This is a genomic window from Neolewinella agarilytica, assembly GCF_900110645.1.
In the GTDB taxonomy this organism is placed as follows: Bacteria; Bacteroidota; Bacteroidia; order Chitinophagales; family Saprospiraceae; genus Neolewinella; species Neolewinella agarilytica.
Map to the genome: position 1 here is coordinate 125,724 of NZ_FOFB01000004.1, position 26,398 is coordinate 152,121.

General features: G+C 50.8%; 23 protein-coding genes. 12 read left to right on the forward strand and 11 right to left on the reverse strand.

The genetic code is table 11. The features are described 5' to 3' along the window. The 3 genes from BM123_RS05120 to BM123_RS05130 all read right to left on the reverse strand — a co-directional run bounded on the left by BM123_RS05120 (position 1) and on the right by BM123_RS05130 (position 3,354). A complete protein-coding gene (locus tag BM123_RS05120) occupies positions 1 to 2,169 on the reverse strand; it encodes a xanthine dehydrogenase family protein molybdopterin-binding subunit (RefSeq protein WP_090165972.1) in 2,169 nt (722 codons plus the stop codon). Between the two features lie 11 nt (positions 2,170 to 2,180). Continuing rightward, on the reverse strand, positions 2,181 to 2,648 hold the full coding sequence (locus BM123_RS05125; RefSeq protein ID WP_090165974.1) for a (2Fe-2S)-binding protein: 468 nt from the start codon (positions 2,646 to 2,648) through the stop codon (positions 2,181 to 2,183). Positions 2,649 to 2,754: 106 nt separating this feature from the next. Further along, complete coding sequence (locus BM123_RS05130; protein WP_090165976.1) at positions 2,755 to 3,354, reverse strand: hypothetical protein; 600 nt, start codon at positions 3,352 to 3,354, stop codon at positions 2,755 to 2,757. A gap of 142 nt (positions 3,355 to 3,496) precedes the next feature. Here BM123_RS05130 and BM123_RS05135 point away from each other — a divergent pair, with 142 nt between their 5' ends. The 4 genes from BM123_RS05135 to BM123_RS05150 all read left to right on the forward strand — a co-directional run bounded on the left by BM123_RS05135 (position 3,497) and on the right by BM123_RS05150 (position 7,968). Further along, positions 3,497 to 4,534 carry a bestrophin family protein gene (locus BM123_RS05135; RefSeq protein ID WP_090165978.1) on the forward strand — a complete coding sequence of 346 codons (1,038 nt, stop codon included), beginning with the start codon at positions 3,497 to 3,499 and terminating at the stop codon, positions 4,532 to 4,534. Positions 4,535 to 4,813: 279 nt separating this feature from the next. Further along, positions 4,814 to 5,911: a DUF2911 domain-containing protein gene (locus tag BM123_RS05140; protein WP_245748432.1), complete on the forward strand. Its 1,098-nt coding sequence runs from the start codon at positions 4,814 to 4,816 to the stop codon at positions 5,909 to 5,911. Between the two features lie 206 nt (positions 5,912 to 6,117). Beyond that, entirely contained in the window at positions 6,118 to 7,272 is a 1,155-nt protein-coding gene (locus BM123_RS05145; protein WP_090165979.1) for a helix-turn-helix domain-containing protein, read from the forward strand. Between the two features lie 207 nt (positions 7,273 to 7,479). Further along, positions 7,480 to 7,968, forward strand: coding sequence for an energy transducer TonB (locus tag BM123_RS05150; protein ID WP_090165981.1), 489 nt, complete (start codon positions 7,480 to 7,482; stop codon positions 7,966 to 7,968). A gap of 660 nt (positions 7,969 to 8,628) precedes the next feature. Here BM123_RS05150 and BM123_RS05155 read toward each other — a convergent pair. The 8 genes from BM123_RS05155 to BM123_RS05190 all read right to left on the reverse strand — a co-directional run bounded on the left by BM123_RS05155 (position 8,629) and on the right by BM123_RS05190 (position 17,249). Then, positions 8,629 to 9,891 carry an alpha/beta hydrolase family protein gene (locus tag BM123_RS05155; RefSeq protein ID WP_090165983.1) on the reverse strand — a complete coding sequence of 421 codons (1,263 nt, stop codon included), beginning with the start codon at positions 9,889 to 9,891 and terminating at the stop codon, positions 8,629 to 8,631. 161 nt (positions 9,892 to 10,052) lie between these two features. Continuing rightward, positions 10,053 to 10,682, reverse strand: a complete 630-nt coding sequence (locus BM123_RS05160) for a hypothetical protein (protein WP_090165985.1) — start codon at positions 10,680 to 10,682, stop codon at positions 10,053 to 10,055. Between the two features lie 169 nt (positions 10,683 to 10,851). Further along, entirely contained in the window at positions 10,852 to 12,432 is a 1,581-nt protein-coding gene (locus BM123_RS05165) for an ArnT family glycosyltransferase (protein ID WP_090165987.1), read from the reverse strand. Between the two features lie 167 nt (positions 12,433 to 12,599). Then, complete coding sequence (locus tag BM123_RS05170; RefSeq protein WP_090165989.1) at positions 12,600 to 13,103, reverse strand: NADPH-dependent FMN reductase; 504 nt, start codon at positions 13,101 to 13,103, stop codon at positions 12,600 to 12,602. Beyond that, entirely contained in the window at positions 13,103 to 13,453 is a 351-nt protein-coding gene (locus BM123_RS05175) for a hypothetical protein (RefSeq protein ID WP_090165991.1), read from the reverse strand. Before BM123_RS05175 ends, BM123_RS05170 begins: the two co-directional genes overlap by 1 nt. A gap of 578 nt (positions 13,454 to 14,031) precedes the next feature. Further along, positions 14,032 to 14,691, reverse strand: coding sequence for a fructose-6-phosphate aldolase (gene fsa, locus BM123_RS05180; protein ID WP_090165993.1), 660 nt, complete (start codon positions 14,689 to 14,691; stop codon positions 14,032 to 14,034). Between the two features lie 123 nt (positions 14,692 to 14,814). Then, positions 14,815 to 15,849: an NHL repeat-containing protein gene (locus BM123_RS05185; protein ID WP_217642101.1), complete on the reverse strand. Its 1,035-nt coding sequence runs from the start codon at positions 15,847 to 15,849 to the stop codon at positions 14,815 to 14,817. A gap of 2 nt (positions 15,850 to 15,851) precedes the next feature. Then, positions 15,852 to 17,249 (reverse strand): c-type cytochrome domain-containing protein, encoded by a 1,398-nt coding sequence (locus BM123_RS05190; protein WP_139211768.1) that lies wholly within the window; start codon positions 17,247 to 17,249, stop codon positions 15,852 to 15,854. Between the two features lie 308 nt (positions 17,250 to 17,557). Between BM123_RS05190 and recQ the strand changes: the two genes are divergently transcribed. The 8 genes from recQ (at position 17,558) to BM123_RS05230 (ending at position 26,269) form a co-directional block, all read left to right on the forward strand. Continuing rightward, positions 17,558 to 19,357: a DNA helicase RecQ gene (recQ, locus tag BM123_RS05195; RefSeq protein WP_245748433.1), complete on the forward strand. Its 1,800-nt coding sequence runs from the start codon at positions 17,558 to 17,560 to the stop codon at positions 19,355 to 19,357. A gap of 192 nt (positions 19,358 to 19,549) precedes the next feature. Then, positions 19,550 to 20,011 carry a hypothetical protein gene (locus BM123_RS05200; protein ID WP_090165998.1) on the forward strand — a complete coding sequence of 154 codons (462 nt, stop codon included), beginning with the start codon at positions 19,550 to 19,552 and terminating at the stop codon, positions 20,009 to 20,011. Between the two features lie 10 nt (positions 20,012 to 20,021). Then, positions 20,022 to 20,888: a DUF6175 family protein gene (locus BM123_RS05205; protein ID WP_139211769.1), complete on the forward strand. Its 867-nt coding sequence runs from the start codon at positions 20,022 to 20,024 to the stop codon at positions 20,886 to 20,888. A 5-nt stretch (positions 20,889 to 20,893) separates the two neighbouring features. Continuing rightward, a complete protein-coding gene (locus BM123_RS05210) occupies positions 20,894 to 21,766 on the forward strand; it encodes a hypothetical protein (RefSeq protein ID WP_090166002.1) in 873 nt (290 codons plus the stop codon). After that, entirely contained in the window at positions 21,741 to 22,532 is a 792-nt protein-coding gene (locus tag BM123_RS05215; protein ID WP_139211770.1) for a hypothetical protein, read from the forward strand. The genes BM123_RS05210 and BM123_RS05215 overlap by 26 nt, the downstream gene beginning before the upstream one ends. Further along, positions 22,513 to 23,403: a hypothetical protein gene (locus BM123_RS05220; RefSeq protein ID WP_090166006.1), complete on the forward strand. Its 891-nt coding sequence runs from the start codon at positions 22,513 to 22,515 to the stop codon at positions 23,401 to 23,403. Before BM123_RS05215 ends, BM123_RS05220 begins: the two co-directional genes overlap by 20 nt. A 29-nt stretch (positions 23,404 to 23,432) precedes the next feature. Then, entirely contained in the window at positions 23,433 to 24,371 is a 939-nt protein-coding gene (locus BM123_RS05225) for a hypothetical protein (RefSeq protein ID WP_139211771.1), read from the forward strand. Positions 24,372 to 24,376: 5 nt separating this feature from the next. Then, a complete protein-coding gene (locus BM123_RS05230; RefSeq protein ID WP_139211772.1) occupies positions 24,377 to 26,269 on the forward strand; it encodes a MotA/TolQ/ExbB proton channel family protein in 1,893 nt (630 codons plus the stop codon). The last annotated feature ends 129 nt before the right edge of the window (positions 26,270 to 26,398 follow it).

The following is a 26,398-nucleotide window of genomic DNA, read 5'->3' on the forward strand; positions in this document are numbered from 1 at the left end:
CTACTTGGCTGAAAAAGGCATCCGCCGTACCCGTTCTCCGGTAAGCCGGTACACAGCATTGGCGATGGCGGCACCGATTGGGCCCATTGGTGGTTCGCCTACGCCTCCGGGGACATCGTCATTTTCCAGCAAAATAACATCGATCTCCTTTGGGGCATCTTTCATTAATGCTATTTGGTAGGCGCCGTATAGTACCGGATACAGAGCTCCGTCTTCCACCTCCATTTTTTCGTAGAGGACGGCGCTGAGGCCCATAATGATACTACCCTCACATTGAGCGCGAACCTGATCCGGATTCACAACCAGGCCAGGGTCCATCACACAGGTAACCTTATGGACTTTAATCTTTCCGTCCGTGATGGATACTTCTGCGACATGTGCACAGGGGGTGTTAACGTCGGTGCTGCAGGCGAAGCCCATTGCCCGCCCGTCGGCAGGAGTATTGCGGTAGCTGGCAGCTTCTGCCGCTCGTTGAATCACCTTCGCCAAACGGACGTCAGCCTTGGTCTCCGTTAAATGATCCAGCCGGAAAGAAATCGGGTCTTTGCCTGCTTTTTCAGCCAGCTCATCCATAAAGCTTTCGATCGCAAAGGTGTTGGCTAACAGACCTAAACTTCGCCACCAGCTGGTAGCAAAGGGAAGCTTCACCCGCCAACTGACTGCCCGGTAATTCGGGATGCCGTGGTACTGGATCATTCCACCCCGCCAGGCCCCCAGGTCGGCACCAATGAGCTTTTGTAAAATACCCGGTAAGAGTGGGGAGCCGAACATAACGTCTCCGCTGCTGATATCATGCGATATTGCTTCGATCCTGCCGTCAGTGGTCAGCCGGGCTTTCAGAACATTGTGGGTGGGAGGGCGGAAAGTATCATTCTGGAACTCTTCCTTCCGGTTGAAGAAAGACTTGACGGGTTTGCCGACGGCTCTGGACATAAGGGCTGCCTGCATGGCGTTGGGCGTGTGCAGGCGGCGGCCAAAGCCGCCGCCGAGGAAGGTAGGCTGAATAATCACCTGCTCATTCTTGAAGCCCAATCGGTTCGCCACCTCCTTGCGGGTGATGGCTACTACTTGAGTGGACATAATGATGGTGGCTTTGTCTTCTTCCACATACGCCACGGCTCCGTTAGGCTCCATTTGAGCGTGTGCACCGATGGGGCTAAAGTATTCGGAGACGATCAGGCCTTCCTCCCCTTCGGCCAGAAGCTTCTTAGCGTTTCCTTCTTTTTGAATTTCGGTAGAATTACCCTTGCCCACCAGAATTGCTTCTTCAATATTAAAAGTGTCCCACTTCTTAGCGGCTTCCCAGACAACTTTGATCTTCTGCTTCGCAGCCTCGGCTTCCACGTAGGAGTTGGCGACTACGCCAACGAAATCATCTTCTTGCACAATCTTTACTACACCGGGCATCCCTTCCGCTTCACTTACGTCGACACTGACCATTTTCGTGTCAATGCCCGACGGGCGAACGACCGAGCCGTACAGCATATCCGGCAGGCTGGCGTCCATTCCGAAAATGGGGGCTCCGAGAACTTTATCCCGAAGGTCCACCCTGGGGGTGGGCTTACCGACGTATTTATACTCTTTCACGTCTTTCAACGGAGGTGTGTCGGGGACTTCCCACTCGCTGACTGCCTGAACGATTTCGCCGAAGGTGATGGATTTTCCTCCACCGGAAACGACTCCGTTTAGTGCAGAAAGGCTACTGGCTTCGAGGCCTAATTGCGCTGCGGCTGCGTTTATCAGCATCACGCGCATGGTGGCGGCCAGTTCCCGAAGCGGCATCCAGAGGCTGTTGATACTGGTGCTGCCACCAGTAGAGAACTGATCAATATTGCCCGTGCTGGTAGCTGCGTGAACCACCTGAATCTGCTCAATACCAACCTCTAACTCATCCGCCGCAATCTGTGCCAGGCCCGTGAAGGTGCCCTGGCCCATTTCCACTTTAGGGCAGTGGAAAAGGATGGAGTTGTCAGGTTTGACCTCAAACCATATCTGCGGTTCATCAGTACTACCCAAATAGGGGGATTCGGCCGTGTTTATGGTCTCTGCGATTTTCCGCCGGATGGGAAGGCAGTAAGTGGTGCCTACTAACAAGCCGACACCGATACCCGCCCGGACAAGGAACTTGCGCCGGGAAAAGCCCTGCTTTTCTTTTTTTGCTTCAGACATGATGGGGCGATTTAGGTAGTTTGACTTTTGATTTCGGCGGCACGGTGAATGGCTTTGCGCATCCGGTAGTAGGTGGCGCAACGGCAGACATTGACGATGTTGTTATCGATGTCTTCATCGGTTGGATTAGGGATAGTTTCCAACATCGCCGCAGTAGCCATGATGAACCCGGGTTGGCAGTAGCCGCACTGCGGTACGATTTCTTCCATCCAGGCCTGCTGGACGGGGTGGAGCTCATCTCCGGAACTGAGACCTTCAATGGTGGTAATCTCTTTGCCGGCAGCAAATTTGAGGGCGTAGGAACAGGACCGGACGGCTTTGCCGTTAACGTGAAGCGTGCAGGCTCCGCAGGCGGCTTTGCCGCAGCCGAACTTGGTACCCTTCAGGTTTAACTCATCCCGGATGGCCCAGAGTAGGGGGCTGTTTTCGTCAGCTTGAACGGTGACGGATTTCCCGTTGAGGGTGAAAGTAGTTGGCATGATCTGGAGGCTGGCTTTTGTTTGGTTAAATTGGCGGTCGGAGTATTCGGTAGATATACGCTGAAACGCCCCGGGTACATCTACAGTTATACCCGAAAATTAAGATTCACTCCTCCGGAATCTCTGCCCCGGCTGCCGCCCAGGCTTTAACCGCGGAGATGAATGCTTCTTTACTTACCGGAGGGAGCTCACGGGGAATACCTTCGTTGTCAACTCCCGGCTCAAAGGCCCAGAGGACGAGCTCGTCCTCGGTCATATGCTTTACGGTCTCTTCGAGTGTCTTCCCGCCGTTATTTTCCGGATTCAGCATGGAGCGGGCAATCTCCGTCCGGCTAAGCCCTTCCCAGGCCATACTTATTGGCGCCAGGTGCCAGTGAGGGGCACCGGGCACTCCGGCAAAGTCATTGTTTTCCGACTGGTGGCAGGTGGAACACTGCAGGGCGCCAATGCCATGGCCGTCCGCTCCGCGTTGAACGTTGAAGTTGTGGAGGTGACTGTCAGCTCCCTGCCGTGGCCGGTCTCCGGCCGGGTGGCAGTTCATGCATCGCTTATGGGTGACAACTTTCATCATGATCGAAAAGGGAGTCTCCGCCAGCTCCTCGTTCTGCGGGCTGCGGACTTCGGATTTCTGGTCATCTGCAAGGGAAACTCCTACTCCCGTAAGGGTTAAAAGCAGTAAGACGGTAAAGGCAAATCGTTTTCCCATAATGATCAGTGGTAAGAACTAAATGTAGCTAACATATGCGAAAAGCATAGTGTGAAACGGCAGGTACTCCTCCTCAGCTAATTGATCAAACCCGCTCATCAAGAAAGATATCCCTACTTTAGGAAGCCTAAAATGATGCTGAATGTTCATAAACAAGAATTTTACGGTCGGTCAGGTCTGGCGATTTTCCGGCCATCACCTATTCTGGATCGTTCCCTGGATGATTATCGTTGCGGTGCTGTATGATGCAGTTGGCCTCCACTGGTTGTCTATTCCCTGGCTTCCGCTTTCGGTCATTGGCACTGCCGTTGCCTTTTACGTTGGGTTTAAAAATAACAGTGCTTATGATCGGATGTGGGAGGCCCGCAAAATATGGGGTGCCATCATTAACAGCAGCCGGTCGTGGGGAGCGAGTACCAGAGGATTTATTGCGAATCCCCCGGCGGAATCCGGTCCTGTTCCGGAGGAACTCAATGCTATTATTAAGATTCTCCTCTACCGCCATATTGGTTGGCTTTACGCCTTGCGCAGCCAGCTTTTGATCCCCACTCCATGGGAGCACCTGAGCCAGGGAGGGTTGGTCGGTCAAAACGCCATGCGGTATCAGGAGCTTATTGGTGTTGGCTTATCCAACGATGGGGCTACACAGCGGGAACTAAAACGGTTCTTACCCGCTGATGAATATGAGCGATTAATAAACTACAAGAATACGGCGACTCAGATCATTGATCAACAAGCTCAACACCTGAAAGAACTTTACGAAAAGGGGTTTATTGACACCTTCAGGCACGTGGAATTGCAAAAACTGCTCAATACTTTCTACGATCATCAGGGGAAGTGTGAGCGGATCAAAAAATTCCCCCTGCCCCGGCAGTACGCTAATATGAGCTTCATCTTTATTGCCATTTTCGTCTTTTTGTTGCCCTTCGGTATGGTAGGAGAGTTCGCTAAAATCGGTGAGTTCGGTGTTTGGCTTTCTATCCCTTTTTCGGTCATCGTTGCCTGGGTGTATGTGGTGATGGAACTGGTAGGCGATTATTCTGAGAACCCCTTCGAGGGCCTGGGCAATGATATCCCGATGCTCTCTCTCTGCCGGGTAATTGAAATAGACTTGCGTGAAATGTTGGGGGAAACGGAGCTGCCACCACCAATAGAAGCAGTTAATGGCATATTGATGTAGCATCAGGGCGCGGCCGCAGGTGCAGGGGAGGTTGTAGAGTTCAAGTTGCAAGTTGCAGGTAACAGGTTGCAGGTTACAGGTTGCAAGGGGGCAATCCCCAACTTGCAACTTGCAACTTGCAACCTGTAACCCCTAACCCCCGCAAATTTGTCGTCAAAGGACAATTACCCTGCTTCTCTACCGCCCCTGCACCTGCGGCCGCGCCTCTTTACGCTTCGTTAACATACGCTCTTACGATTGTAGTATTTTTGCGGTCCTTACATAACTAAAATCACCCACGTGAAAACCAATCTCCTTCTTTTACTCTGTTTTGTCCTGCTGGGAACCTTGAACCTGGATGCCCAGGAAGTCAAGTTCGGCGGCATGGACAAAAGCCCCATGGACGCTGCGCACTACCCACGCCGCGCTGCTTTCAAAAACTACCTTGAAGCGGACGACCCCGACCGTACCCAAAAGATCAAGGTCCTCTACAGTCGCCCGATGAAGAAAGATCGCAACATCTTCGGCGAACTTATTCCCTTCGGCGAAGACTACCGCCTCGGCGCCAACGAAGCCACTGAGGTAACCTTCTACCAAACGGTAGAGATCGGTACCACCATCGTTCCCGCCGGCACCTATACCATTTTCGGCGAGCCGGGTAAGGCTTTCTGGACGATCAAGCTCTCCGAAGAGCGTTTCATCGGCGGTTCTCAAAACCGGGATGTTTCTAAAGACATCGTCTCCATCAAAGCCGCAGTTATTCCCGTAGACAATGTCCGGGAATCCTTCACCGTCGGCTTCCAGAAAGAAACGGAAGACCGCGTTTGGATGCTCTTCGAATGGGACCAAACCCGCGTTGGTTTCCCCATCAACCTCGCTCCGCCAACCTTTGCCGGTTCTGATGCCAGCCCGATGGACCTCGTGCAGTTTCCCGACATGTCCCGTCTGCGTAACTTCGTAGAAGAAAAAGATCTCGCCGCCAACGAACCACAGGTTCGCGTAGTCTACAGCCGCCCTCAAATGAAAGGGCGTAAGATCTTCGGCGAAATGCTCAAGTACGGTGAAATGTGGCGCGTTGGTGCTAACGAAACTACCGAAGTAACTTTCTTCAAAGACGTTATGGTGGGCGGAAAAGAGCTCAAAGCCGGTCGCTATGGTCTCTTCGCCGAAGTGAATGAAGGTAATTGGGAGTTCGTTCTGCACAAATCCGTCCAAAGCTGGGGCAACGCTAACTTCGACGAAAAAGACGTCGTCGTCAAAGTAAAGGCACCCACCGAAAAGACGCCGGAAACCCTCGAAGCGCTGTCCATGACTTTCGTCGATAAGGGCAACGGCCAGCTCCACCTCGTCGTGGGTTGGGAGAACACGATGGCTCGCTTGCCGATCTTAGTCAAATAGTCAGGCTGCCAAATAATCAAATAGTGCTGCCGCACGAGAATGCTTATGGCGTTCGTGCGGCAGCCTTGTTTTATGCTTTAGGGTTGAAGGATGACTAACTATCTTTTCTTACAGCTGCTCGTCAGCTACTATTTGACTACCTGACTGTCTGACTGTTTGACTATTTTTGACCACTCTCAATAAGTAAGGCCTTCAACTCATCCTCAATGTTACTTTTTGTCCGCGGTATCACGCTTCTGAATACAATGCTTAGCGTAGGTGTTTTTTTGGGGATATCGTTGACTGTTTTCTTGCTCGCCAAACAATCCCAAAAGAGTTACGCTAACATTTTTTTGGCGCTTGTGGTATTGTGTTATACTATCTTCATCCTTCCGGGCTATTTGTACGGCGCCCGTATTCTTCAGTATGTACCCCATATATCCAATACGGGAGCACTCATTTACCCGCTGCTGGGGCCATTAATTTATTTATATGCAAAGGCCAGTACCCAGCGTTCTTTTCGCTTGCAGCTGCGCGACTTTTTGCACGTAACTCCTTTTTTGTTTTTTCTGATCATTGATTGGGATTTCCTGGTTATCTCAGGCCCGGAAAAATATGCTCACTACGAAAACCTGATTATACGAGGTGTTTATCCAATGCCGGTATGGGAACGACTGGCGAAAGTATTAGTATCCTCCGTCTACTTTCTGTTGTCCATCAGGTTTATATTCCGCTACCAGAAGCATCTTTCGGCTACTTCTACTTCGATCGACCGTACTTACTCTCAGTGGCTGCTGCTTTTTAGCTCGGTTCTACTGGTGCCATTGGTTATTATTGCCCTAGTGGCCTTCACTCAATATGAGGTTGTTTCTGTCACCATTTTTGCCTTTTGCTTCGTTTTTTTCATCATCGTTGTTTACGCTGCGGCTTTACTTAAGCCGAGACTTTTTCATCGCTTCCCGAATCAAATGGAATCGGAAAGCGCGCAGGAAATTGCCCAGAAAAAGTACGAGAGTTCTAATTTACGAGAAAGCCAGAAGGAGCAAATGGTCAATAAACTGTTGACCTACGTAACCACCGAAAAGCCCTATCTGGAGCCAGAGCTAACCCTTGGTCAGCTGGCAGAGCAGGTTGATATTCCTTCCCATTATTTGTCGCAGATCATCAACGAAAAAATCCAGCAGTCCTTTGGTGATTTTATCAACAGCTACCGGGTGGAAAAGGCAAAAGCTATGCTCACGGACGATAACTACAGCCACTTCACCATCATTGCCACGGCCTACGAAGCCGGATTTAATTCTAAAACAGCTTTTTATGAAGCGTTTAAGAAGTTTACGGGGTCTACACCAAGTAAGTATCGTAAAAGCTTGATTAGTAGTTAGATAGATCAATTTTATTGACTGTCCAGATATCCTGATTTATAAATCCGGACAGTGGAAATTCCGCATTTATAAGGCCGGAAGTACGCTTTTACCTATCCGAACGCATCGGGGTGGGGGCTACTCTACATTTGTAACCATATCGAGGTCACCAACACTGAGGATATCACATATACCTGTATCCAATCACCCATTCAAAAGAATTAAATCATGAATACCTTAAAGCAAACGTCTTCCACTTTTTTCCTTGCCATCGCCCTTACCTTCTCCTTCCTGTTATCCATAGACACTCAGGCACAATCGACGCTTTCAACCGCCTCCATTGCTCCAGCCATCTTGCCATTGCAGGCCGCATCTGCAGAGGCAACTCCACTGCTGCATATTCCGGAAGACCGGGATAGTTACGAGGCCAACTACCCTGGCGGAGCAATTGAGGTGGAAAGCTTCCTGAAGGCCAACGTTAAGTACCCTGAGCTGGCGCAGGAGAATAACTTCGAAGGCACCACCATCGTCCGTTTTAAGGTGCAGCCTGACGGCAGCCTAAACGATTATATCGTAGAGCAATCCACCCACGCTATCTGTGATCGGGTAGTCATCGATGCCTTAAAGCAGATGGGGCAGTGGACTCCCGCTAAAATCGAAGGTAAAACCGTTGCCTCCTGGCGTGCAGTAGCCGTAGACTTCAAACTGGGACTCTAAGCCCCGAACCAAAAACGTGAATCAGTTGGCCGGATCGGGCACCCTTTTCTTTATTCCATTTAGCACACTCTATGAACAATAGCTTTGAGACTAACGCCCGTGAAGGCCAGCTGATTTTTCGCGCCTCTTCCCACTTGGGGAGGGGCGTTTTGGGCTCAAAAATCTAATAACCACTACCCAACTACCTACTCCCTTCCCTCCAGCTACGCAGCAGCGTGCCTTTCCCCTTGCGGTAGCTTCTACCACACTACCGACTACCGACTACCATACTCCCTTCCCTACAGCTGCGCAGCAGCGTGCCCTTTCCCTTGCGGTAGCTTCTACCACACTACCGACTACCGACTACCATACTCCCTTTCCTCCAGCTGCGCAGCAGCGTGCCCTTTCCCTTGCGGCAGCTACTACCACACTACCGACTACCGACTACCATACTACCTTCCCTCCAGCTGCGCAGCAGCGTGCCCTTTCCCTTGCGGTAGCTTCTACCACACTACCGACTACCATACTACCTTCTCTCCAGCTGCGCAGCAGCGTGCCCTTTCCCTTGCGGTAGCTACTACCACACTACCGACTACCGACTACCATACTCCCTACCCTCCAGCTGCGCAGCAGCGTGCCCTTTCCCTTGCGGTAGCTACTACCCGACTACCGACTACCAGACTACTTCTCCAACGTCAGCCCCACCGCCGTCCGCGGCTTAAAGCCTTCCCAGCCTTTCTCGGCGGCTACTTCCGGCAGGTTCAGGTATTTGCTGTATTCAGTCTTGCCCATCAGCTTGAGCCCCAGGAAGGCAGTGATGAAGTGTTGATTGACGTTGTTCATCCGGCGGGTATCCCAAACGGAATCCGCGTAGCGCAGAAATTCATCGATGTGCAGGCCGGGGGCGAGTGCTTCGGGTGGGGCGGGGTTAGGCGCAACGTTGTGGCGGGCCCCTTCGTAAGTGAGCAGGTAGCGCTCCGTGTTGACGGCTCCCTCGTAAATGGCCTTGATACCATTTTCGTAGCCGGAGATGTCATCCTGGCTACCGGCAATGAAGAAGGTCGGCTTTTTAAGGTTGGCCAGTCCTTCATCATTCCATACCTGAAAGGTCTTTCCCCAGGGCGCCAGCGCAACGACGGCTTTGATCCGGTCGTCCGTTCCGCCCTTATAGGCGGGGTCGCCCATGATGTGGCGGCTGATGGCGGTGTTGCCGCCGTTCTGAGCGGCGAAGAAGGCGGCGAACTGGGGGTTGTAGCCCGCTCCGCCAACGTTAAGTACGCCGTAGCCCCCCATGGAATAGCCAACGATGGCGGTATTGGAAGCGTCCGCCAGACCGGACAGAAAGCTGTCGGAACCCGCTTTACTCCGGGCGTCGATTTGATCAAGGGTGAAGACGATGTCAATGGGCCGGAAGTAGAGCGTTGCGGGGAAGGGACCGGCATCCGTAAAGGTGGACTCCTTATGCTCAATGGCGGCCACTACGTAACCTTTGGAGGCCAGGTTCTCCGTCAGGTAAGTCATCAGGTAGCGCGAGCCGGTATAGCCGTGGGAGATGATGACGAGCGGGTAGGGAGATGTCCCTTTTTTGGGTTTTGCATCCCGGGTGGCACGGCCCAAAAAGGTGAAAGGTATGATGGGGCGGGTGGTGTCTGGGCTCTGGCCCATTACCTCAGGGTATTCGATGGTGGCATTAAGGTCAGCATCGGCGGGGTACCAGATTTCCACTTTCAGATCACGATCGTAAGAAGTGAATGTTCCTTCTTTCGCACCAGCGGCTACGTTGGGCTGATCGGGATTGGTGATGGTAATGGTACGAACACCAACGGCGTGCTCTCCGCGTGCTGACAAGGCAGGAGCGTCAGGCAGCGGGTCACCATAAATGAATTGAGCGGAGAGGGTGGTGGATAGTCCGATCAAAAGGAAGAGGGTAATTTTTTTAAGCATGATTCGACTTTTATACACCAGCTAAGGGCAGCCTTTGGGGCGCCGGAGCGCAGGTGCTAGTTTGGTTTAGGAGGAGCAAGGAACAAAAAAAGACGGCTCCTCCGCAATGGAGAAGCCGTCTTCGGTACTTTTTGTTGCGGCTTTAGGCCACAGCAGGCAGTTTATTTTTTGAACATACCGCCGAGCTTACCGAGCAGTCCGCCACCGGCGTCCTTACCTGCATCGGTTGCGTCGCCGAGCATATCGGCAGCTTTGCCGAGTAGTCCTTCACCAGCGCCTTTACCAGCGTCAGCAGCACCACCGAGCATGCCGGCGGCTTTGCCAAGCAGGTCACCGGCAGCTCCGCCACCAGCCAGACCACTGAGGAGGCTGCCGGCATCAAGGCCAAGAGCACTCATAACGGAATCCTGATCGATGCCGTCCGTGTCACCAGCCGCTTGCGTAGCGCCACCGATTTTTTCCATAATCATGGGCAGTGCAACGCCGGAGAGCGTGCTGGCCATACCTTCGCCAACGCCGAGGGTAGAAGTGATTTTGCTGATGAAGTTGCCAGCAATGCCTTTATATACCATGTTCTCCACGAGACCACCGCCGCCACCGCCAACAGCGCTGGTGAGCATACCCAGAATACCGTCTACGTTACCACCGCTGATGGCACCCGTGATGCCTTCGGTGATGGATTCCTGAGCCAGCGGAAGCGCCTGCTCCGCCTGACCCATGTCGAGGCCGGTCTTTTCGGTGATGGTGGAAAGGAGTTGGCCCTTGGCCATGTCCATGATAGAATCTAACATAAGAGTTGCTTTTTTGAAAGTTTAAATTGGGTGGCTAACGGACCATAATGAGAGTTTAGAAGTCTTAATGGTAGGACTGGCTAAAACTCCACTCGGACGTTGCATCCATTCTTCTGACGTTAGAACAGTAAAATTGTCACGAATTATTCTCTAACTATTCGCTGCTTTTTTATTCGGTCCCTTTTGGGGCAGGAGCGGCGGCAGCTTTAGCCGCCCGAAGGTCATAGATGCCAACGATGAGATCTCCGGCCGGCCGGACTTCCACCACCGGAAAGGCAAAGTGTTCCTTCCGGTCCCGAACGTCGTAGCGGGTGTTGGGCCAGATGAAGTTCGTCGCCAGGTAATCCGCCTTATGCCAGGCGGTGGCAATGGTCAGTTTGGCCTTCGCTTCCGGAGGAAGGGATTTGTAGTTGTCTTTACAGGGCCAAACCTCACACTTGATGGCACGGGTTTCTCCTTCAGGAATCTGGTCAGCCAACTGAAGGAAAGCATCCCGGAAGCCAACACCCCAGTAATCCATGTCAAAGCGGACGTTAAGTGGCTCACCCTGAATGGCGGCATTGAAGTAAACGTACTGATGCGGGTGGTAACGCGCCATCTGTACGGCGGTTAAGACCAGCCCTGCTCCTAAAATCCAGCTTTGCACCTGCGGCCGCGCCCAATTCCGCTGACCGTAATCATACCCCACCATCAACAGAAAGACGAAGGAAGGGAAAACAAAATGCAGATGCCTCCAACCATTGTAGAGCGTTGAACCCAGCAGAATGACCACTAATATCGGTCCCACGGCCAGCCCCAGCTGTGAGAAGTCGAGCAATTCCTCTTTGCTGCTCCACCAGCGGAAGTCGCGGAGGCTGGACAGCATATGCTTCCCCGTCGCAAAGACCCCCGAAAAAATGAAGAGCAGAAAAATGATGGGTGTCGTGATGATAATCCAGGCGGGGATGTAATACCAGGGCACATCCAGCGCGCTGATGCGGTTTCCGAATAACCATACGGTACTGTCCCAGTCAAAAGCAGACATTTCGCTGAAGGCGCCGATCAAACGGCTAAAAGTATCCTCCCATAAATAAGGGAAGAAGGGCACCATAAAGGCAACGGAAAGGGGCAGGTAAACCGCGATCCATTTCAGGTTTGCACGGATTTCCGAACGATCCCGCAACATCTCCCAACCCAGAATCAGACAAGTCGTCAGTGGCACGATTAAGGCCGGAAGCCGGGTGTTGAGCGCCAGCCCCGTGGCAAAGGCGTGAAAGATCAGGTTGCGCCAGCTGCGTTCTTTCAGGAACCGTAGCATGGTGAAAGTGCTGATGACGTAAAACACCAGCAGAATATGATCTTTAGGGTTATAAAAGCCATTGGCGAATATGCGTGGACTGAGTACCAGGGCCAGCGTACCGATCAGGGGGTACCAGGCCTTATCCGGAAATCGTAGCCGCAGCGTTCGGTAAAAATAGAGGCAGGCCAGCCAGAAAAGACCAAAGGCGAGGTAGTGCCTTAGCTTGTAATAATGGTAAGGGTCGTCTTCATAGCCGAGTTTTTGCTCCAGTAAGTTGGCCGTGATCTGGTAAATCATGCCGTAGTTAGACCACTGGTAGTCTTCCAGATCCCACTCGGGCTCCAGCTTCTCATAGTCATCAATGCCGAGCTTTTCCGCCGCGTAATCAATCGACACACGGCCGTGTCTGCGCTGGATGGACTCATCCCAACTGATGCCGTAATCGTCAAGAACCCCTAACCCTAAGGCCATAAGCGCCAGGAAAAAAACGATGGGGTAGAGGGGGGAGAATTGAAGCTTGATAAGTGGAGTAAAGTTGAAAGGAAGAAAGGAGTAAGGGGTTGGCGTTCCTAACGAACCACGAAGGTATTCATCACGGAGCGTAGCGGAGAAATGAAGTCCATTGGGTGATCGGGTTGTTAAGGCAACAAGCCCAACGCCTCTACCAGCATTTCCCGGCTATCCCCCGCTGCAATATCGCCATTCTCCGTGAAGGATACGTCGTTTTGGTAAAGCGCTGCCTCGGCCACTACTCTTGTGTTCAGGGCTTCCAATGACCAGAGAAGGGATTGCCGCGCCCGCTCGCCTCTTGGTGAAGATGGTGTGAAGGTGAACACCAGCGCAGGTTTCTGGTCCAGCTCGCCAGAGGAAGCCAACCAGTCCAGCGCGTTTTTCAAAACGCCGGGCAGGTTGTGGAGGTAGGCGGGGGTGCTGAAGATGACGGCCTCGGCCGCCGCCAGTTCCTTCCGCCAGCGAAGGACGGTTGGCGGCCAGGGAGCTTTATCTCTGCCCGGCTGGAAGACGGGAAGGTCGGCCAGGTAGTCCGCTGCGCAAATAGTCCGCCCGGACATCTGGCCGATGGCACGCAGAAAGCGGGAGTTAGCGCTTTCGGCAGACGGGGAGCCGGAGATGAGTAGAAGCATTAGTCGTCGTCATCGTCCGCCAGCTCGTCAGGGTCAATGTCGGCAGCTTCAATATCGTCGTCGTCATCGTCGTACTTGTCCGCATATTCATCCCGGACGTCGTCCAGCAAGTTACCATCATCATCGTAGTCGTCGTCTTCATCGATGATTTGTATGGCTTCGGTCTTGGTCATCCGGATGAGGTAATATTTTTCCTCGGTCTCGAAGGGCAGGGCACTGGTTAGCCGCCCGTCAACATCGGTAAATCGAATGAGGTTGCCAGAGAAACCTTCGGGGTAGCTGAGTTTGATCTGCTCCAGAACTGCTTCATCGAGCTTCTCGTAGTTCTTAATAACGCGTGGCTTGGACATGGGAAAGGGAGAGGGTGCCTGCTGGCACGGTTGGTGGAAAAAATTATAGGGGGTAATGGTGAGTATGTCATCCAATACTACCGTACAATATTAGGGTAGTTTTGGGGAAATGGGAAGTTTTTTTTTCATCCGTTTCCACTTACGGTTATTCTCTTCCTCAGAACCCGTTTAAACTTTTTGCTGCGCAGTACTTCGTGCTCTGAACTGGCCGCTCTGAAGTCCTGATTTTTCCTGGCAAGGCGCGGAAATTGGAGAATAAGAAAAGCTACAGGACAATTTTTGGTTCTTAAATGAAAAAGCGATCAGCAGATAACACCTGCTGCCATATGGCGCAGATATTGTCCGCTGATCGCTGTTGAACCACTGGGTCGTGGTATTAAATAGCTTTTATAAGTAGGGTGTTATGTTTGTAAGGCTGGAGGCGCAACGCTTTTTAGCGGGCCAGCTCCCAGAGCTTTGTAGCACAGGCCTGGATTTCGCTTCGTGGCTACCTGCGGCGGTTAACCCAGATTAAGACCATCAAAAATGAGCGCGGCCTAAGCCCTTAAATACGGGACACACTACTTTTAAACACTTACTTATCCTTGTGCTGCCTTAGCGTGATCGGCCAGGAATTTAGCCAGTCCGTTGTCCGTCAGCGGGTGATTAAACAAGCTGTCGAAAGCTTTGAGGCCACAGGTAACTACATCTGCACCTGCTTTAGCTGCCTGGATGATGTGCTTACCTGAACGGATGGAGGCGGCGAGAATTTCAGTGTCGAAATCCTGAATCGCGTAGATCTCAGCAATGTCCTCAATGAGGGTCATGCCTTCCCAGCCAATATCATCAATGCGACCAATGAAGGGGCTAACGTAGGTAGCACCGGCTTTGGCGGCCAGGATGGCCTGTCCGGCACTGAATACGAGCGTACAGTTGGTCTTGATTCCCTGCGAACGGGCCCAGGCGAGTGCTTTTACACCATCACGGATCATTGGGATCTTAACGACGATATTGTCTGCAATCTTGACCAACTCACTGGCTTCCCGCTTCATTCCCTCAAAGTCGGTGCTGATTACTTCGGCGCTTACGTCACCATCCGTGATGTCACAGATTTTCTTGTAGTGGGCTAGTACAGCTTTATCTCCGCTGATTTTTTCCTTAGCCATCAGGCTAGGGTTCGTGGTTACGCCGTCAAGAATGCCAAGAGCTTCCGCTTCGGCGATGTCGTTTAGGTTGGCGGTATCGATGAAAAACTTCATGCTGGGTGGTTTTTTGTGATTGGAGGAAGTCGGTACTGACTTTCCTTACTTTGCAAACATACTAATTTACGGCTTGTTCGATGAAGACAATTCTTCTGCTAATTCCACTCCCGCACCAACTACTTAGACCCTTTTCAGTCGCACCGGATAGGTCCGTCCACTATACCACTGTGGCACGAAGAGGTTTCCATCCTCATCGGGGCACACGTCGTGTGGGTTAAGGAAGGTCTGGTTATCGTACACTACATCCTTAAAATTGCTTTGGTCCGTCGGGGCGGAGCCCCCGGGAAGAGAGACAACGTTAAAGTCTTTGTCCAACACGGCTACCATGCCATCATAATTCCACCAGCTTTTGGTAACGATGACCGCAAAATAGGTATAGAACCCGGAAATGACGGGACGGCAGATTTCCAGACCGGGCAGTTTTCGGGTAGACAAATGCTTGCCGTTCATTGACCAGCGTTGGAATTCTGCTGCGGAGCGGTTAGTGATCAACAACTCCGGCGTTCCCCGCCGGTCATCCACCACAATACCGTGGCAACAACCAAAGTGATCTTTACCGCCGAAGACATTCTTTAGCTGACCCTTGACGTCAAAATGGAAAATTTTATTGGTGCCATATCCGTCTGCTACATAAATGTCTCCATTAGACGCAACGGTCGTTTCCGTTGGCTTAAAGACCGAACCTTTCGGAATTTGATCAGCCGGAACACTGAGTTCCCGGATGAGCCTGCCGTCCAGATCAATGTTGACAACGCGACCGTCGGCGCTGTCCGTCAGCCAAAAGGTCTGGTCTTCTCCCTGGCCAGCTTTCGTGAATCCGTGCGGCTCGGTCAGGCCAAGCTTGAACGAGTCCAGCATTTTGCCGTCTTTGCTGTACACAATGACGTCGAATTTGTCACTTACCGTTGAGCAAACCAGCCGGCCTCTACTGTCCATAACCATCTCGTGACAATGCTGTACGGGCTGAGTGCGAGGGTCTAAATTGCCCCAGTTTTTGTCCACTTTATAACGAAAGTCTCCGTGCCCAACTATGTTTCTATCGTCAATGAGCTGTGTCTTTTTTGCACAGGCTGACAGAGCCGTTAGCGGGACTGAAGCAGTGGCCAGGCCCGCAAGACCGGCTTTTTTTAAAAATTGACGACGGTTGTCCGGCATGGTTATTTAGTATTTGTTTCGTTATCTCCTTTGGTAAAGGTGAAGCCAGTATCGATGGAAACGTCAGGGTGAGCCTCAGAAAATGCCCTGACGGCATCCGGGCTGACTTTTGTTTGCCACAGATAAAGGCGCTTGAGTGCCGGATAGCTGGCCAGGTGCTCGAAAATACGATCATCTACCTCCGTACCGTACAAATTGAGCGATTCCAGATGCCGAAGTCCCTTAAGGCGCTCTACCGTCTTAGGGCTTACAGCGGTGCCGTTGAGGCGAAGGCGGTTCAGGTTGGGGAAGCGGGCCAGTGGCTCCAGCTGAGCGTCGTCAAAGGGTAAGCGGTCCAGACTGAGATAGCTGATCTGTTCGGGGGCTATCTCCGCTAATTTCATCAGGGCTGAAGGTTCGAGTTGCTTGCCGGGCGTTGGCTTTGCCTCGAGGGCAGGGCCAGCAGGGTTAAGCGGGCTAACGGACCAGTGAAGTTCTCGCAGTTTGTCCAGGTTTTGGGCGCTCACCGCAGGTGCATGGAGGGTCTCTACGAAGAGCCGTGGACGCAAGTCGAGGCCGTAATCACGCAGTAATAGCTCTTTAATTTCTTCCGGTGTGTCTCTTGGGTCCAGTACAGCAAGTGTATCTGCTCCCTGCTCAATCCAGTATCGTAGTAGTGCTATCGTTGCATAATCAAAGCCATCTCCCTGCGGAGGCATGCTCTTCACGTTCTCTTTGGGCAGGGTTATTCGTTTCATCCAGCTACTGGCCATCGGACTTCCCGCTTTCACCGCCGGGCCACCGTCTCCGCCCCGAAAAATGAAGTGGGGCTCGTCCATCCGAAGATCACCGTTTTGCTTGCCAGCGTTGTGGCAGCGAACACAGGATTTATTGAGCGCTGGCTGAAGGAAACTGGCGTAAAGGTTTATGCTGTCAGTGTTAACCCGAGTCCAGTCTTTTACGGCAGAACTGTCCGGCGCATGACCGGCAATTTTTTGAATGGCCACCGGAGCATGCTCAAACAGGTAGGTCTCCCCGTGCGTAAGGTTCCCGCCCTGATGGCCGGCTAAGCCCAGAAGCCCTGCCACCAAAACGCCAAAATATTTGGCGGTCTTCCCTCCTTTCCGGGTCAGGAAAACACCACTCACCGCTAAGATGGCTACGCTGATACCCAGCCAACGGTGCCACCAGAGCGTGTCTCCGCCACCACTCTCATTAGCTAACAACCAGCCGCATCCGGCAGCCGCTACGGCTGCTGCTGCGCCTGCCACCCAGCTGATCCGGATGGCGGGCCGCAACTTATCTCCCGGCCAGAATTCCATTAAAACCGCTAACAGCAGAAAGCCAATGGGTAAGTGAACCAGAATGGGGTGGAAGCGACCAACAAAAAGGCCGAAATCAGATAGTAGAATGGTTGGCATGTCTAGGATATGGAAGGCAAAATAGTAAAAAAGAAGAAGAGTATCTGTCTTTTGATCTGAATGAAAGTAGCCAATCAAAACCGTCTTCGAGCAAAGAAACCGGCAAGGATATACTGATTTGACCAATAGTGGTATAAACTAGGTTATTCCCGTAGCCCGACCAATCAATAAGCCGCAAAACTGACCCCGTAGTGCCTGAAAGTGAGTTGTTGTTGCTGATGCTTTGGCCTGGATTAATTTTAAACAAATAGTAATTAGTTTGTCCTTTTTAACCATATTTGCGGCAACAGCAGTTGATACAAACTTTTATGACCCAGGAACTGGCAAAGTCTGCCCTGAAGAAATATTTTGGCTACGACGACTTCCGTCCGTTGCAGCTCAAGATCATCGAGGGAGTGTTTCGCGGGGAAGACGGCATCGTTCTGATGCCTACCGGTGGCGGCAAATCGATGTGCTTCCAGATTCCTGCCGTAACGATGACCGGAACGGTAGTGGTTGTCAGCCCCCTCATCTCTCTGATGAAAGATCAGGTAGACGGACTCCGGGCCGTTGGTATCCGGGCGGCCTACCTCAACTCCAGTCAGACAGGTACCGAAAGTCTTGCCGTGGAAACGGCCTATGAAAGCGGAGAGCTGCACCTGCTCTACGTTTCTCCCGAAAAACTGCTTTCTCAAGGCTTTTTTACCTTCCTGAAACGCCGGAAGATCTGCCTCTTCGCCATCGACGAAGCTCACTGTATCTCTGCCTGGGGCCATGACTTCCGTCCGGAATATACCCGCCTGAAGGGCCTGAAGACGGCCTTCCCCGAAACGCCCGTGCTGGCGCTTACGGCTACTGCTGACCGCCTCACGCGCAAGGATATGGCCGAACAATTAGGCATCCCTTCTGCTGAGCAGCACATCTCTTCCTTCAACCGGCCAAACCTCAGCCTCGCCGTCCGTCCCGGCCTGAAGCGCCGCGAGCAGATCATCAACTTCCTCCGTGAGCGCCCCAATGAAGCAGGCATCGTTTACTGCCTGAGCCGCAAACAGACCGAAAAAATGGCCGATAACCTGCGGGCAGCTGGTTACAATGCCGAAGCCTATCACGCTGGGCTGCCAGCAGCTCGCCGGGCGGAAGTGCAGTCAGATTTTATCAACGACAAGACCCTCATCGTCTGCGCTACCATCGCCTTTGGCATGGGTATCGATAAAAGCAACGTCCGCTGGGTCATCCACTACACTTTGCCTAAAAACCTGGAAAACTACTACCAGGAAATTGGTCGGGCCGGTCGCGATGGCGCCAAAGCCGATACGCTGCTCTTCTACTCCTACAATGATTACCTGACGCTGAAGGACATGATCAGTGGTAACCCCAACTCCGAGTTGCAGGTCGCCAAGCTCGACCGCATGAAGGAATACGCCGAAAGCATGGCCTGCCGCCGGCGGATTTTACTTAACTACTTCAGCGAAGACCACGCCGAAGACTGCGGGAACTGCGATGTATGTGCTAACCCTCCTGAACGATTTGACGGAACCATCCTGGCGCAAAAGGCGCTCAGCGCCGTTGCCCGCCTGAAGGAAAGTGTTGGTGCCGGTATGGCCATTGATGTGCTGCGCGGCTCCGCCCGCGCCGACCTCCGCAGTCGTGGCTACGATCAGGTGAAAACCTACGGCGCCGGACGAGACATCTCCGCCTTCGACTGGAACCAATACTTCAACCAACTCATCAGCCTGGGCTATCTCTACGTCGCTCACGAAGACTATAATAAGGTGAAGCTGACCCCCGCCGCCCGCCGGGTCCTCTTCGAGAAAGAAACCGTGGAGTTGGTGAAGATGACCACCATTAAAAAACGCCGCGAAGCGGCGGGCGCGAAGACCCGAAAGTTTGCCGAAACCAAACGGGAGAATATGAGCCTCTTCGATAAACTACGACAGGTCCGCAAAGATCTTGCCCGGGAGTTCGGCATCCCACCTTACCTCGTTTTCAATGATGCCACCCTCCACGAAATGGTGGATCAACGCCCGGTCACCGACGCTGAAATGGGCCGCATCAGCGGAGTAGGGGAGCGGAAGCTCCACCGCTTTGGGGATCGGTTTATAGCGGTGATTAAAGCAGAAGGTGCATGACCGGATAGGAGAGGAAAAACGTTGAGCAGGTTGGGCATTATCAAATATTGTCAGAGGCTGCACTCCCCAATTAGTGGACTTATTTCAGTGTTTTTCAGCTCTGATTATTTACTCCATTAGGTGATGTCAAAGAGTGAGACCGATACTTCTACCATGTTTTGGTTAAGTTTGCAACCCTGTTAACTTAAAGATATGAAATTGTTTAGATCCCTGATTTTCGTTACCTGCTTGTGTTTTGGGGCAATTGTTTGCGCTCAATCCTCTACTGGAGAGGTTCGATATGTTTCAAGTCCGGAAAAAGGAATTATCGTTCTTGAAGCTAATGGATACGGTAAAAAAAAGGCTGTCGCCTTTGAGGACGCTACCGTCAAATCTTTCAAAGTATTACTGAAGTCCGGAATTCCGGGATCAAGTCAATATTTGCCACTACTTGGTGCAAACGCTCATCAGGTTTACGCGGGAAAAACGGATTTTTTCGAGCAGTTTTTTGCTGACAAAACCTACCTCGAATTTTTAGTGGATCAACGTAGAGGAAATTTTAGCCGCCGGGCGAGAAAAACCGACCCTAACGTAAAGGTAAGGCTGGCCATCAACGTTCCCTCACTGCGGCGGTACCTGGAAGGTGCAGGAGCACTAAGAAAATTTGGCCTTTAAAATATTGATTATGAGATTGTTTTCTATCTTCCTGATAATGCTGTGGGGAGTAAGCCTTGCAGCACAGGAAAATACTCAAACGGTTCAGCCGACCATTATGGTAATACCGTTTGCTAAAGAAGATGAGCAGTTACGCACTGCTTTAGAAAAGAATGAAGCACTACGCATTGCTGTGTCTAAAGTAAAAGAGGGCTTTGACGACCGGGGGTATAGCACTATTGACTTTCGGTCAAAACTCAATCAATTGGGCAACGATCAGGTTATGGAATCTGACAACGTCACTTCTCTTAAGCAAATGGTGATCGAGCTTTCAGGTGCCGACATTTTCGTGGAAGTGGAAGTACAGAAAAACCGGAGCAGCTCCGGTAACTCTGTCGCAGTGGTCTTATCCGCTTATGACGCGTATTCCAGCGAATCACTGGCTAACAAAGTTGGTACATCTCCCAAGTTCTATTCGGAAGACTATGCAAAACTAACTACCCGAGCTCTCGGGGATAACGTCGAGGAACTGCTGAATACGATCCAACTCAAGTTTGACGATATTGTCGCTAATGGCCGTACGATAACGATGAATATCGGCTTCTCTCAAGCCTCCGAATACGATATGGATTCCGAGGTTGGGGTTGACGAAGACTTGCTTTCCGACGTCATCGAAGACTGGCTTTATGATAATTCTTTCGGCAACTACTATCACCTTCAGGGTATTACCGCTACCAAAATGATTGTAGATGCTTTTAAAGTCCCGCTCCGGGACGACAAAGGCCGCAATTTTCGGGTGTCACGGCTAGCCAGCCAGTTTCGTAAGGATTTCAGCGAATTAGGACTGGAGATAACCCGGGATGTTCAGGGTAATCGCATTTTTCTCACCATTAATTAAGACTCATGCGTTTTTTTTTACTATTGGGTTGCTTTATGCTGGGAGGCATTAGCCTGTTGGCACAATCTACCTCGGTAGTCGTGCTTAGCGCTACTAAGGATGCAACCGGCCTGGTCAACGATCTAAGGTTACGTAGCGAGTTGCAAGCGCAGATAGACCAGGTGCTTGCGGCAAATACGTATGGCTCTCTCGGTTGTCGGTTACAATTGTTTCCCGCGTCCAGCCAACGGATTAGCGGCATGGCTAAAGTGTCCATTACTAAGTATGAATTTTCATTGTCCTTTACAGATTATGTGCTCGACTTACCGGTTGGGGAATTAATTACGGGTACAGTGAGTGGCAATGGGGGAAATGATCAGGAAGCGACCACCAATGCACTGAAAAAAATCTGCAAGACCTATCTCTCCCGGGAAAAACTTCAGAGCGTAATCCGTAAGCATCAAGCGCTATTACCTGCGTGTGATGACTTAGTGTCTCGTCTAAAGAAACTCAATGATACAGGGCATCAAACGGAGGTACTGGCGGTGTATACCCAGCTTTCTGACGGTGATAAATGCTCCGTTGAAATGGAGAGCCTGGTGAGCAGCATATATACCCAGCAGCAGGCGGCTGATTGTCGCCAGATGATCATCCGCGCGAAAGCGGAGGTGGTGGCTGGGAACATGCGGCGCGCTGCACAACTGCTGGCAAGGGTAGATCCTACTTTAGAATGTGCTGATCAGGCCGAGGCTCTTTTGGACGAACTCATGACGAAGGAGGGCCCCCGCAGTAGCTTGGAATGGTATAATACTGCCCATCGAAGTCGTAACATTTCCCCGGCCGTACGCCGCAGGATCATTTCCAATTTAGTGCTTGAATATGCTTACAACAATTATTAGACTGGGGGGCGCACTATTGTGCCTGTTCTTCACTCAAACGCTCCATGCCCAACGTGTAAATGTTTCGGTGGAGCCCATTGAACATTTTGATCCTTATTTCGAAGATTTAGCCGAAGAGATTGAAGACTTTGTCTCTCGTCAGCTAACGAAAAACAAAGCGCTTCGCCTCGTGGAGCGGGCGAATTTTGCGGGTATTATAGATGAACAGGAGCGGCAAAAAAACGAAGGCTTTATTGATGGTGAGGTCGTTGAACAAGGCAAGATGGCAGGCGCAAGCCTGTTGGTACGTTTTAAGTATAATGAGTTAGACGCTGATCTTCGGTTACAGGTTGTTGATATCACTAATGGTGAAATTCTGTGTACGAGTAATTACCCGACGAAAACCAACTCCGATAACGATCTGCCTTTAGTAGTATGGGGAGAGCTTACCGCTAACCTGGAAAGCTGCTTTAAACAATACAAGGCACCTGCGTCCGCGCCGCTTCAAGTGATTGAGTTGCTACCATCAGATGGAAGAAAGGCTCACTTGCTGGTGTATTCAAAAGACACCCGTAGCGTTAAGCCAGGAACCCGGCTTTCCATTTATACCATTACGAAAAAACGGGTTGGGGATCAGGAGGTCGACTACCCAACGGTAATTGGAGAACTGGTGGTAAAAGAAATCGAGAATAAAAATTTTCTCAATGGCGAAGTGTTGAAAGGCAGCGATGCCATTCGATTGCAGTTAAAGGAAGAAAGTGAAATATATGCAAAGCTCTTTGAATAGATTTGGGGTGATTATATTCCTGGTAACGGGAGTTGCCTTTTCCTGCTTAGCTCAAAACCTGAATCTTGAGTTGGACATTCGGGGGCGACCATTTCAGGCTAATGTTGCCGTGATGCCATCAACGGGGGCTGAATCGGTGCCGTGGGAATTCGAAGAACAATTTAATGCTTTTATCAGTAACACAGTACGCGAAACACCTGGAGTAGGTAAAGTATTTACTCCAATGGAGATTGCCCGGTACAAATTTGGAGCAAGATCAACTCCGTGGATGCGCCGCTACCTTGAAAGCCGGCATTATATGATACGGAGTTACGTTGAAGGTGGCGTAATTGTCAAAAATTCACGTGGTAATGAAGTCCTGCGCTTCCTGAGTTTTCAAGTCTCCATTATAAATATTGCTACTTCGCAGGTGGAAAAAGTTATACGAATCCAGTGTGATTCTAAACGCTTTTTTGAGCATTCTAAAAAGCTTAAAGCGAGCAAATACCCGGGAATGGACCTCTACAAGTTTTCGATGGTGGAACACGGAAGGGAACTCCTGAAAAAGCAACTTGCGCGGTTTTTTTATAATATCGAACCGGTAGAAGAGTGGAGCCTGGAAGGAAAAGATAAAGGCTTCATTACGAAGTGGCGGGGAGCGGCAAACAAGGATTTGCAAAAACTTGTCGATGTAGTTGCCTTGCGCGGTACTATCAATACTCCAATTGGTCCGGTTTACGATTTCATCAATCTTGGAAGCGCGAGGTATTTCCCAGAGAAGGCAGCTTTGGGCAAACCCTACTATCGATTTATTTCCGGGCGTGCCCGAGCTGAAAAAGCCTTGGGTTTGGGGATGAAAATTTATATTTTTCCCGACCACACCTTATTGTGATTGCTATCTCACCATTTTTCCTCCAACGGATGAAATTCCCCCTCTGTATGTCAATTATGAGACCAGCCAATCTGCTGTTTATTGCTTTTCTGACATTATTCAACAGTTGTTTAGCTGCTCAGACTCTCGCACCAGTTAACGTCGTACTTGTACCGGATACCCGCGAGACCTACGGAGAGCGGGTCATTTTTGCTTCCATCCTTGCTACTATCAGTAATAGTAGTGCGCTTTATCATCAGGTAGAACGGGAAGAATATGATGCGATTCAGAAGGAAAGACAAGAAGCCTCCAGGCTAAAGGATGACCCATACATAGCTACGGTACTGAAAGGAGCTGCCGTAGCGGTGGAGTTTACCTTGATCGAGTACACAGAAATATGGGACTCTATTGCCGTTCCCGAAGTCGTATACAGCAGACCGTGGGATTATTCCCTGACCATTCAGACCGCCTTCGAACTAAAGGTGGTTGACATTGCTTCCTCAGAAATACTGGATAGTAAGCGCTTTATCGTAAAGGGAACCCCCTCCAAGATAAAAAAGCCATTTGTCGAGATGCAGAAACACTTCATGCGGATAAACTGCCTGGGGTATGTGCGGAGAGGCGTGAATAATGCAACAAAGCGATTTTTATTAAAAACGATTTCTCCCGCGATTCCTATGCTCCGGTTTTATAACAGTAAGGGAGCTAATCATGTCTGGATTGCCGGGGGCAAAGGAGCTGCTTACCCTGGGGGAACCAAATTGCGCCTTATCCGTGAATCGAACATTATGGTTAACGGAGAAGCTGTATTACGGCAGGAAACCGTAGGTGAAGCGGTGGTAAAGAAAAACAATTCTCAATATTCGTATTGCTTGGTGACAAAACTGAAAGCTGGTATAGATGAATCAGTACTCGCACCTTATGTAATCCCTTCTCCTCAAAATGAGGTTCCACTCGTTTGGCTTGAAAAGCCTGCCGTTCCTAAATAACGTTTATGCGTATTCTATTTTTATTTGTGCTCACGGCTATTTGCGTGCCTACCTCCGGTCAGGATGCTAGAACAACATCACTAATGGCGGATTACCTGGCACCAGACCTGAGAGCAGCACAATCTGTTGCTCACGATTCGATTGTACATTACCGACGCCTGGAAGAGGAAAGCATGGCAGCAGGACAGCAATTACTTGGTGGGGACGGGTTTTCCCGGTTTGCCTTAGGGTATAGTGTACCGGCAGTCTATGAGGCACAGTATGGTAGTGAGATGACGGCAAAGCTCGTGAGGCTTATGAAAAAATGGGAGTTATCCCGAAAGCGACATATGCGCTGGGAGAATCTATACGCTCGGATCAGGGAACTGTCGATTAAAATCGGGCAAAAAGAAATCTATTCGACCTACGGAAGCAAAACATTGAGCCTTCTCGAAAATGAAAAAAAACGGTCAGAATTAATTCACCGGGAACTTATACGAGGGGCTCTTTTCTTTCATATGTGGCAGGAAGGGGTTAGTGAGTACAGCCTGTCGCGCAGTGGTGGTGGCAGAATTTATAAATCCATAAACAAAGTTGAAGAAGCTATCCGGGATTTTAGTTTTCGGGGCCCAATGCCTGTTTATCAGGAATCCGTAACGGCGGGAGGGGCAATTCCGGCAAAGAACTTACTCTTCTCTTATCCCCAGAACCAACAAGCAAACTTTTATCCCGACGAAAATATCCGGGTCATGGGCGCTGTGGTGCTGCGCAACTACTATAACTCCGGACTTAGTGAGGCCTCCCGTACCGGTATGCTCTGGGCTCGATGGAAGAGCGCAGCGGGCAAGGTTCTGTATACCCGCGCCGTGTTCAGTGGCAAACAAATCAATTATCGTATTCCCCGCGACTTTCTCAACGCCCGTGAAGTTTACCAATTGGCCATCGTGAAGTCAAAGAACGATATTTATGATGAAGTACTGGATTTCTATGCGAAAAAAGAGATCAGCCAGTTAATTAACCAGGGGATATATCATCGGGAGAAAAAGGAGGTGGTTCCCGAAGAGACTTATTTCAAGGCTTACTTCAGAGTAAGTAGTTATGGTAGGTTTTTAGGCAAAACGATGCGGCAGAAGTTTACACCACTTGAAGGCCCGGGGATGGCCTACCGGTTCCGGGCAGAAGAACCTTTTGGCCCTGAGGAAGTAGCGGGCCTCCACGGAATGCCCACTCAGGCATATTTTTCTTATTACGGATGCCCAGAGCCAGAAAGTATTCTGGATAAAATTTATGGAGCAGCAGCCCGTACTTTTTATGCTCACCCGACTCAGGAATACGTAGACTACCTGAAGCGAAATAAAGAACAGTTAAATCTCGACAGCCTTATCGCCATCGAGTTTTTACCCTATAAGGAGCGGGTAAGTAAATATCGCCGGCTCACTTATACCGACGTAGATGGTAAAAGGCTCCGCGTAACCTCTAAAAAACTACCTCTGCCCGCAAAACCAAATCACAGGAGCCACATTTACGCCTCGGCGGAGGTCCAACCCATTACGGAGACCATCTTTAAAAACCCGACGCTGTACAAAATGACTGCCGGAGAATTGATTCTCAGAGATACTTTTCCGGAAGCCGTTCAGCGAATCGCACTGGATATTGCTCCGGTCTTTGAAGAACGCGCCGAAGAATACGCTGATCTGTTACGCGAGCTTAATGCTCTCTCGCCGCAAGTACCGGCAGGAACGGATTTCTCAACTCTTGTAAAGGAAATAAACGCTTCATACGTTACAGATCCTTACAACGAAAACATGGTGGGGCTGAAAACGTGCTTCCCTGAAAAAATCAACATTGGTTATAGTTTGCCCATGCGTGCCATGGCGACAACTTCAGGAACTATGGAACTTGAAAAGAAGAAGGAATAAAAAGAGAAAGGTCAAATAATGGTATAGTTCTTAGCTTGGGCGATTGAGGTCGCTTCTGGCCGCTCGCTGCTTCCGGATAAGGGTTGGTTGAAGTAAAGTAAGCCCAAACACTTCTGCGGCGAAGTCAAT

Bases quoted from the DNA above. Each gene is read 5' to 3' on its own strand.
- BM123_RS05120 (WP_090165972.1), bottom strand. From the start codon at position 2,169: ATGTCTGAAGCAAAAAAAGAAAAGCAGGGCTTTTCCCGGCGCAAGTTC.
- BM123_RS05125 (WP_090165974.1), bottom strand. From the start codon at position 2,648: ATGCCAACTACTTTCACCCTCAACGGGAAATCCGTCACCGTTCAAGCT.
- BM123_RS05130 (WP_090165976.1), bottom strand. From the start codon at position 3,354: ATGGGAAAACGATTTGCCTTTACCGTCTTACTGCTTTTAACCCTTACG.
- BM123_RS05135 (WP_090165978.1), top strand. From the start codon at position 3,497: ATGTTCATAAACAAGAATTTTACGGTCGGTCAGGTCTGGCGATTTTCC.
- BM123_RS05145 (WP_090165979.1), top strand. From the start codon at position 6,118: ATGTTACTTTTTGTCCGCGGTATCACGCTTCTGAATACAATGCTTAGC.
- BM123_RS05150 (WP_090165981.1), top strand. From the start codon at position 7,480: ATGAATACCTTAAAGCAAACGTCTTCCACTTTTTTCCTTGCCATCGCC.
- BM123_RS05155 (WP_090165983.1), bottom strand. From the start codon at position 9,891: ATGCTTAAAAAAATTACCCTCTTCCTTTTGATCGGACTATCCACCACC.
- BM123_RS05160 (WP_090165985.1), bottom strand. From the start codon at position 10,682: ATGTTAGATTCTATCATGGACATGGCCAAGGGCCAACTCCTTTCCACC.
- BM123_RS05165 (WP_090165987.1), bottom strand. From the start codon at position 12,432: ATGGCCTTAGGGTTAGGGGTTCTTGACGATTACGGCATCAGTTGGGAT.
- BM123_RS05170 (WP_090165989.1), bottom strand. From the start codon at position 13,103: ATGCTTCTACTCATCTCCGGCTCCCCGTCTGCCGAAAGCGCTAACTCC.
- BM123_RS05175 (WP_090165991.1), bottom strand. From the start codon at position 13,453: ATGTCCAAGCCACGCGTTATTAAGAACTACGAGAAGCTCGATGAAGCA.
- fsa (WP_090165993.1), bottom strand. From the start codon at position 14,691: ATGAAGTTTTTCATCGATACCGCCAACCTAAACGACATCGCCGAAGCG.
- BM123_RS05185 (WP_217642101.1), bottom strand. From the start codon at position 15,849: ATGCCGGACAACCGTCGTCAATTTTTAAAAAAAGCCGGTCTTGCGGGC.
- BM123_RS05190 (WP_139211768.1), bottom strand. From the start codon at position 17,249: ATGCCAACCATTCTACTATCTGATTTCGGCCTTTTTGTTGGTCGCTTC.
- recQ (WP_245748433.1), top strand. From the start codon at position 17,558: ATGACCCAGGAACTGGCAAAGTCTGCCCTGAAGAAATATTTTGGCTAC.
- BM123_RS05200 (WP_090165998.1), top strand. From the start codon at position 19,550: ATGAAATTGTTTAGATCCCTGATTTTCGTTACCTGCTTGTGTTTTGGG.
- BM123_RS05205 (WP_139211769.1), top strand. From the start codon at position 20,022: ATGAGATTGTTTTCTATCTTCCTGATAATGCTGTGGGGAGTAAGCCTT.
- BM123_RS05210 (WP_090166002.1), top strand. From the start codon at position 20,894: ATGCGTTTTTTTTTACTATTGGGTTGCTTTATGCTGGGAGGCATTAGC.
- BM123_RS05220 (WP_090166006.1), top strand. From the start codon at position 22,513: ATGCAAAGCTCTTTGAATAGATTTGGGGTGATTATATTCCTGGTAACG.
- BM123_RS05225 (WP_139211771.1), top strand. From the start codon at position 23,433: ATGAAATTCCCCCTCTGTATGTCAATTATGAGACCAGCCAATCTGCTG.
- BM123_RS05230 (WP_139211772.1), top strand. From the start codon at position 24,377: ATGCGTATTCTATTTTTATTTGTGCTCACGGCTATTTGCGTGCCTACC.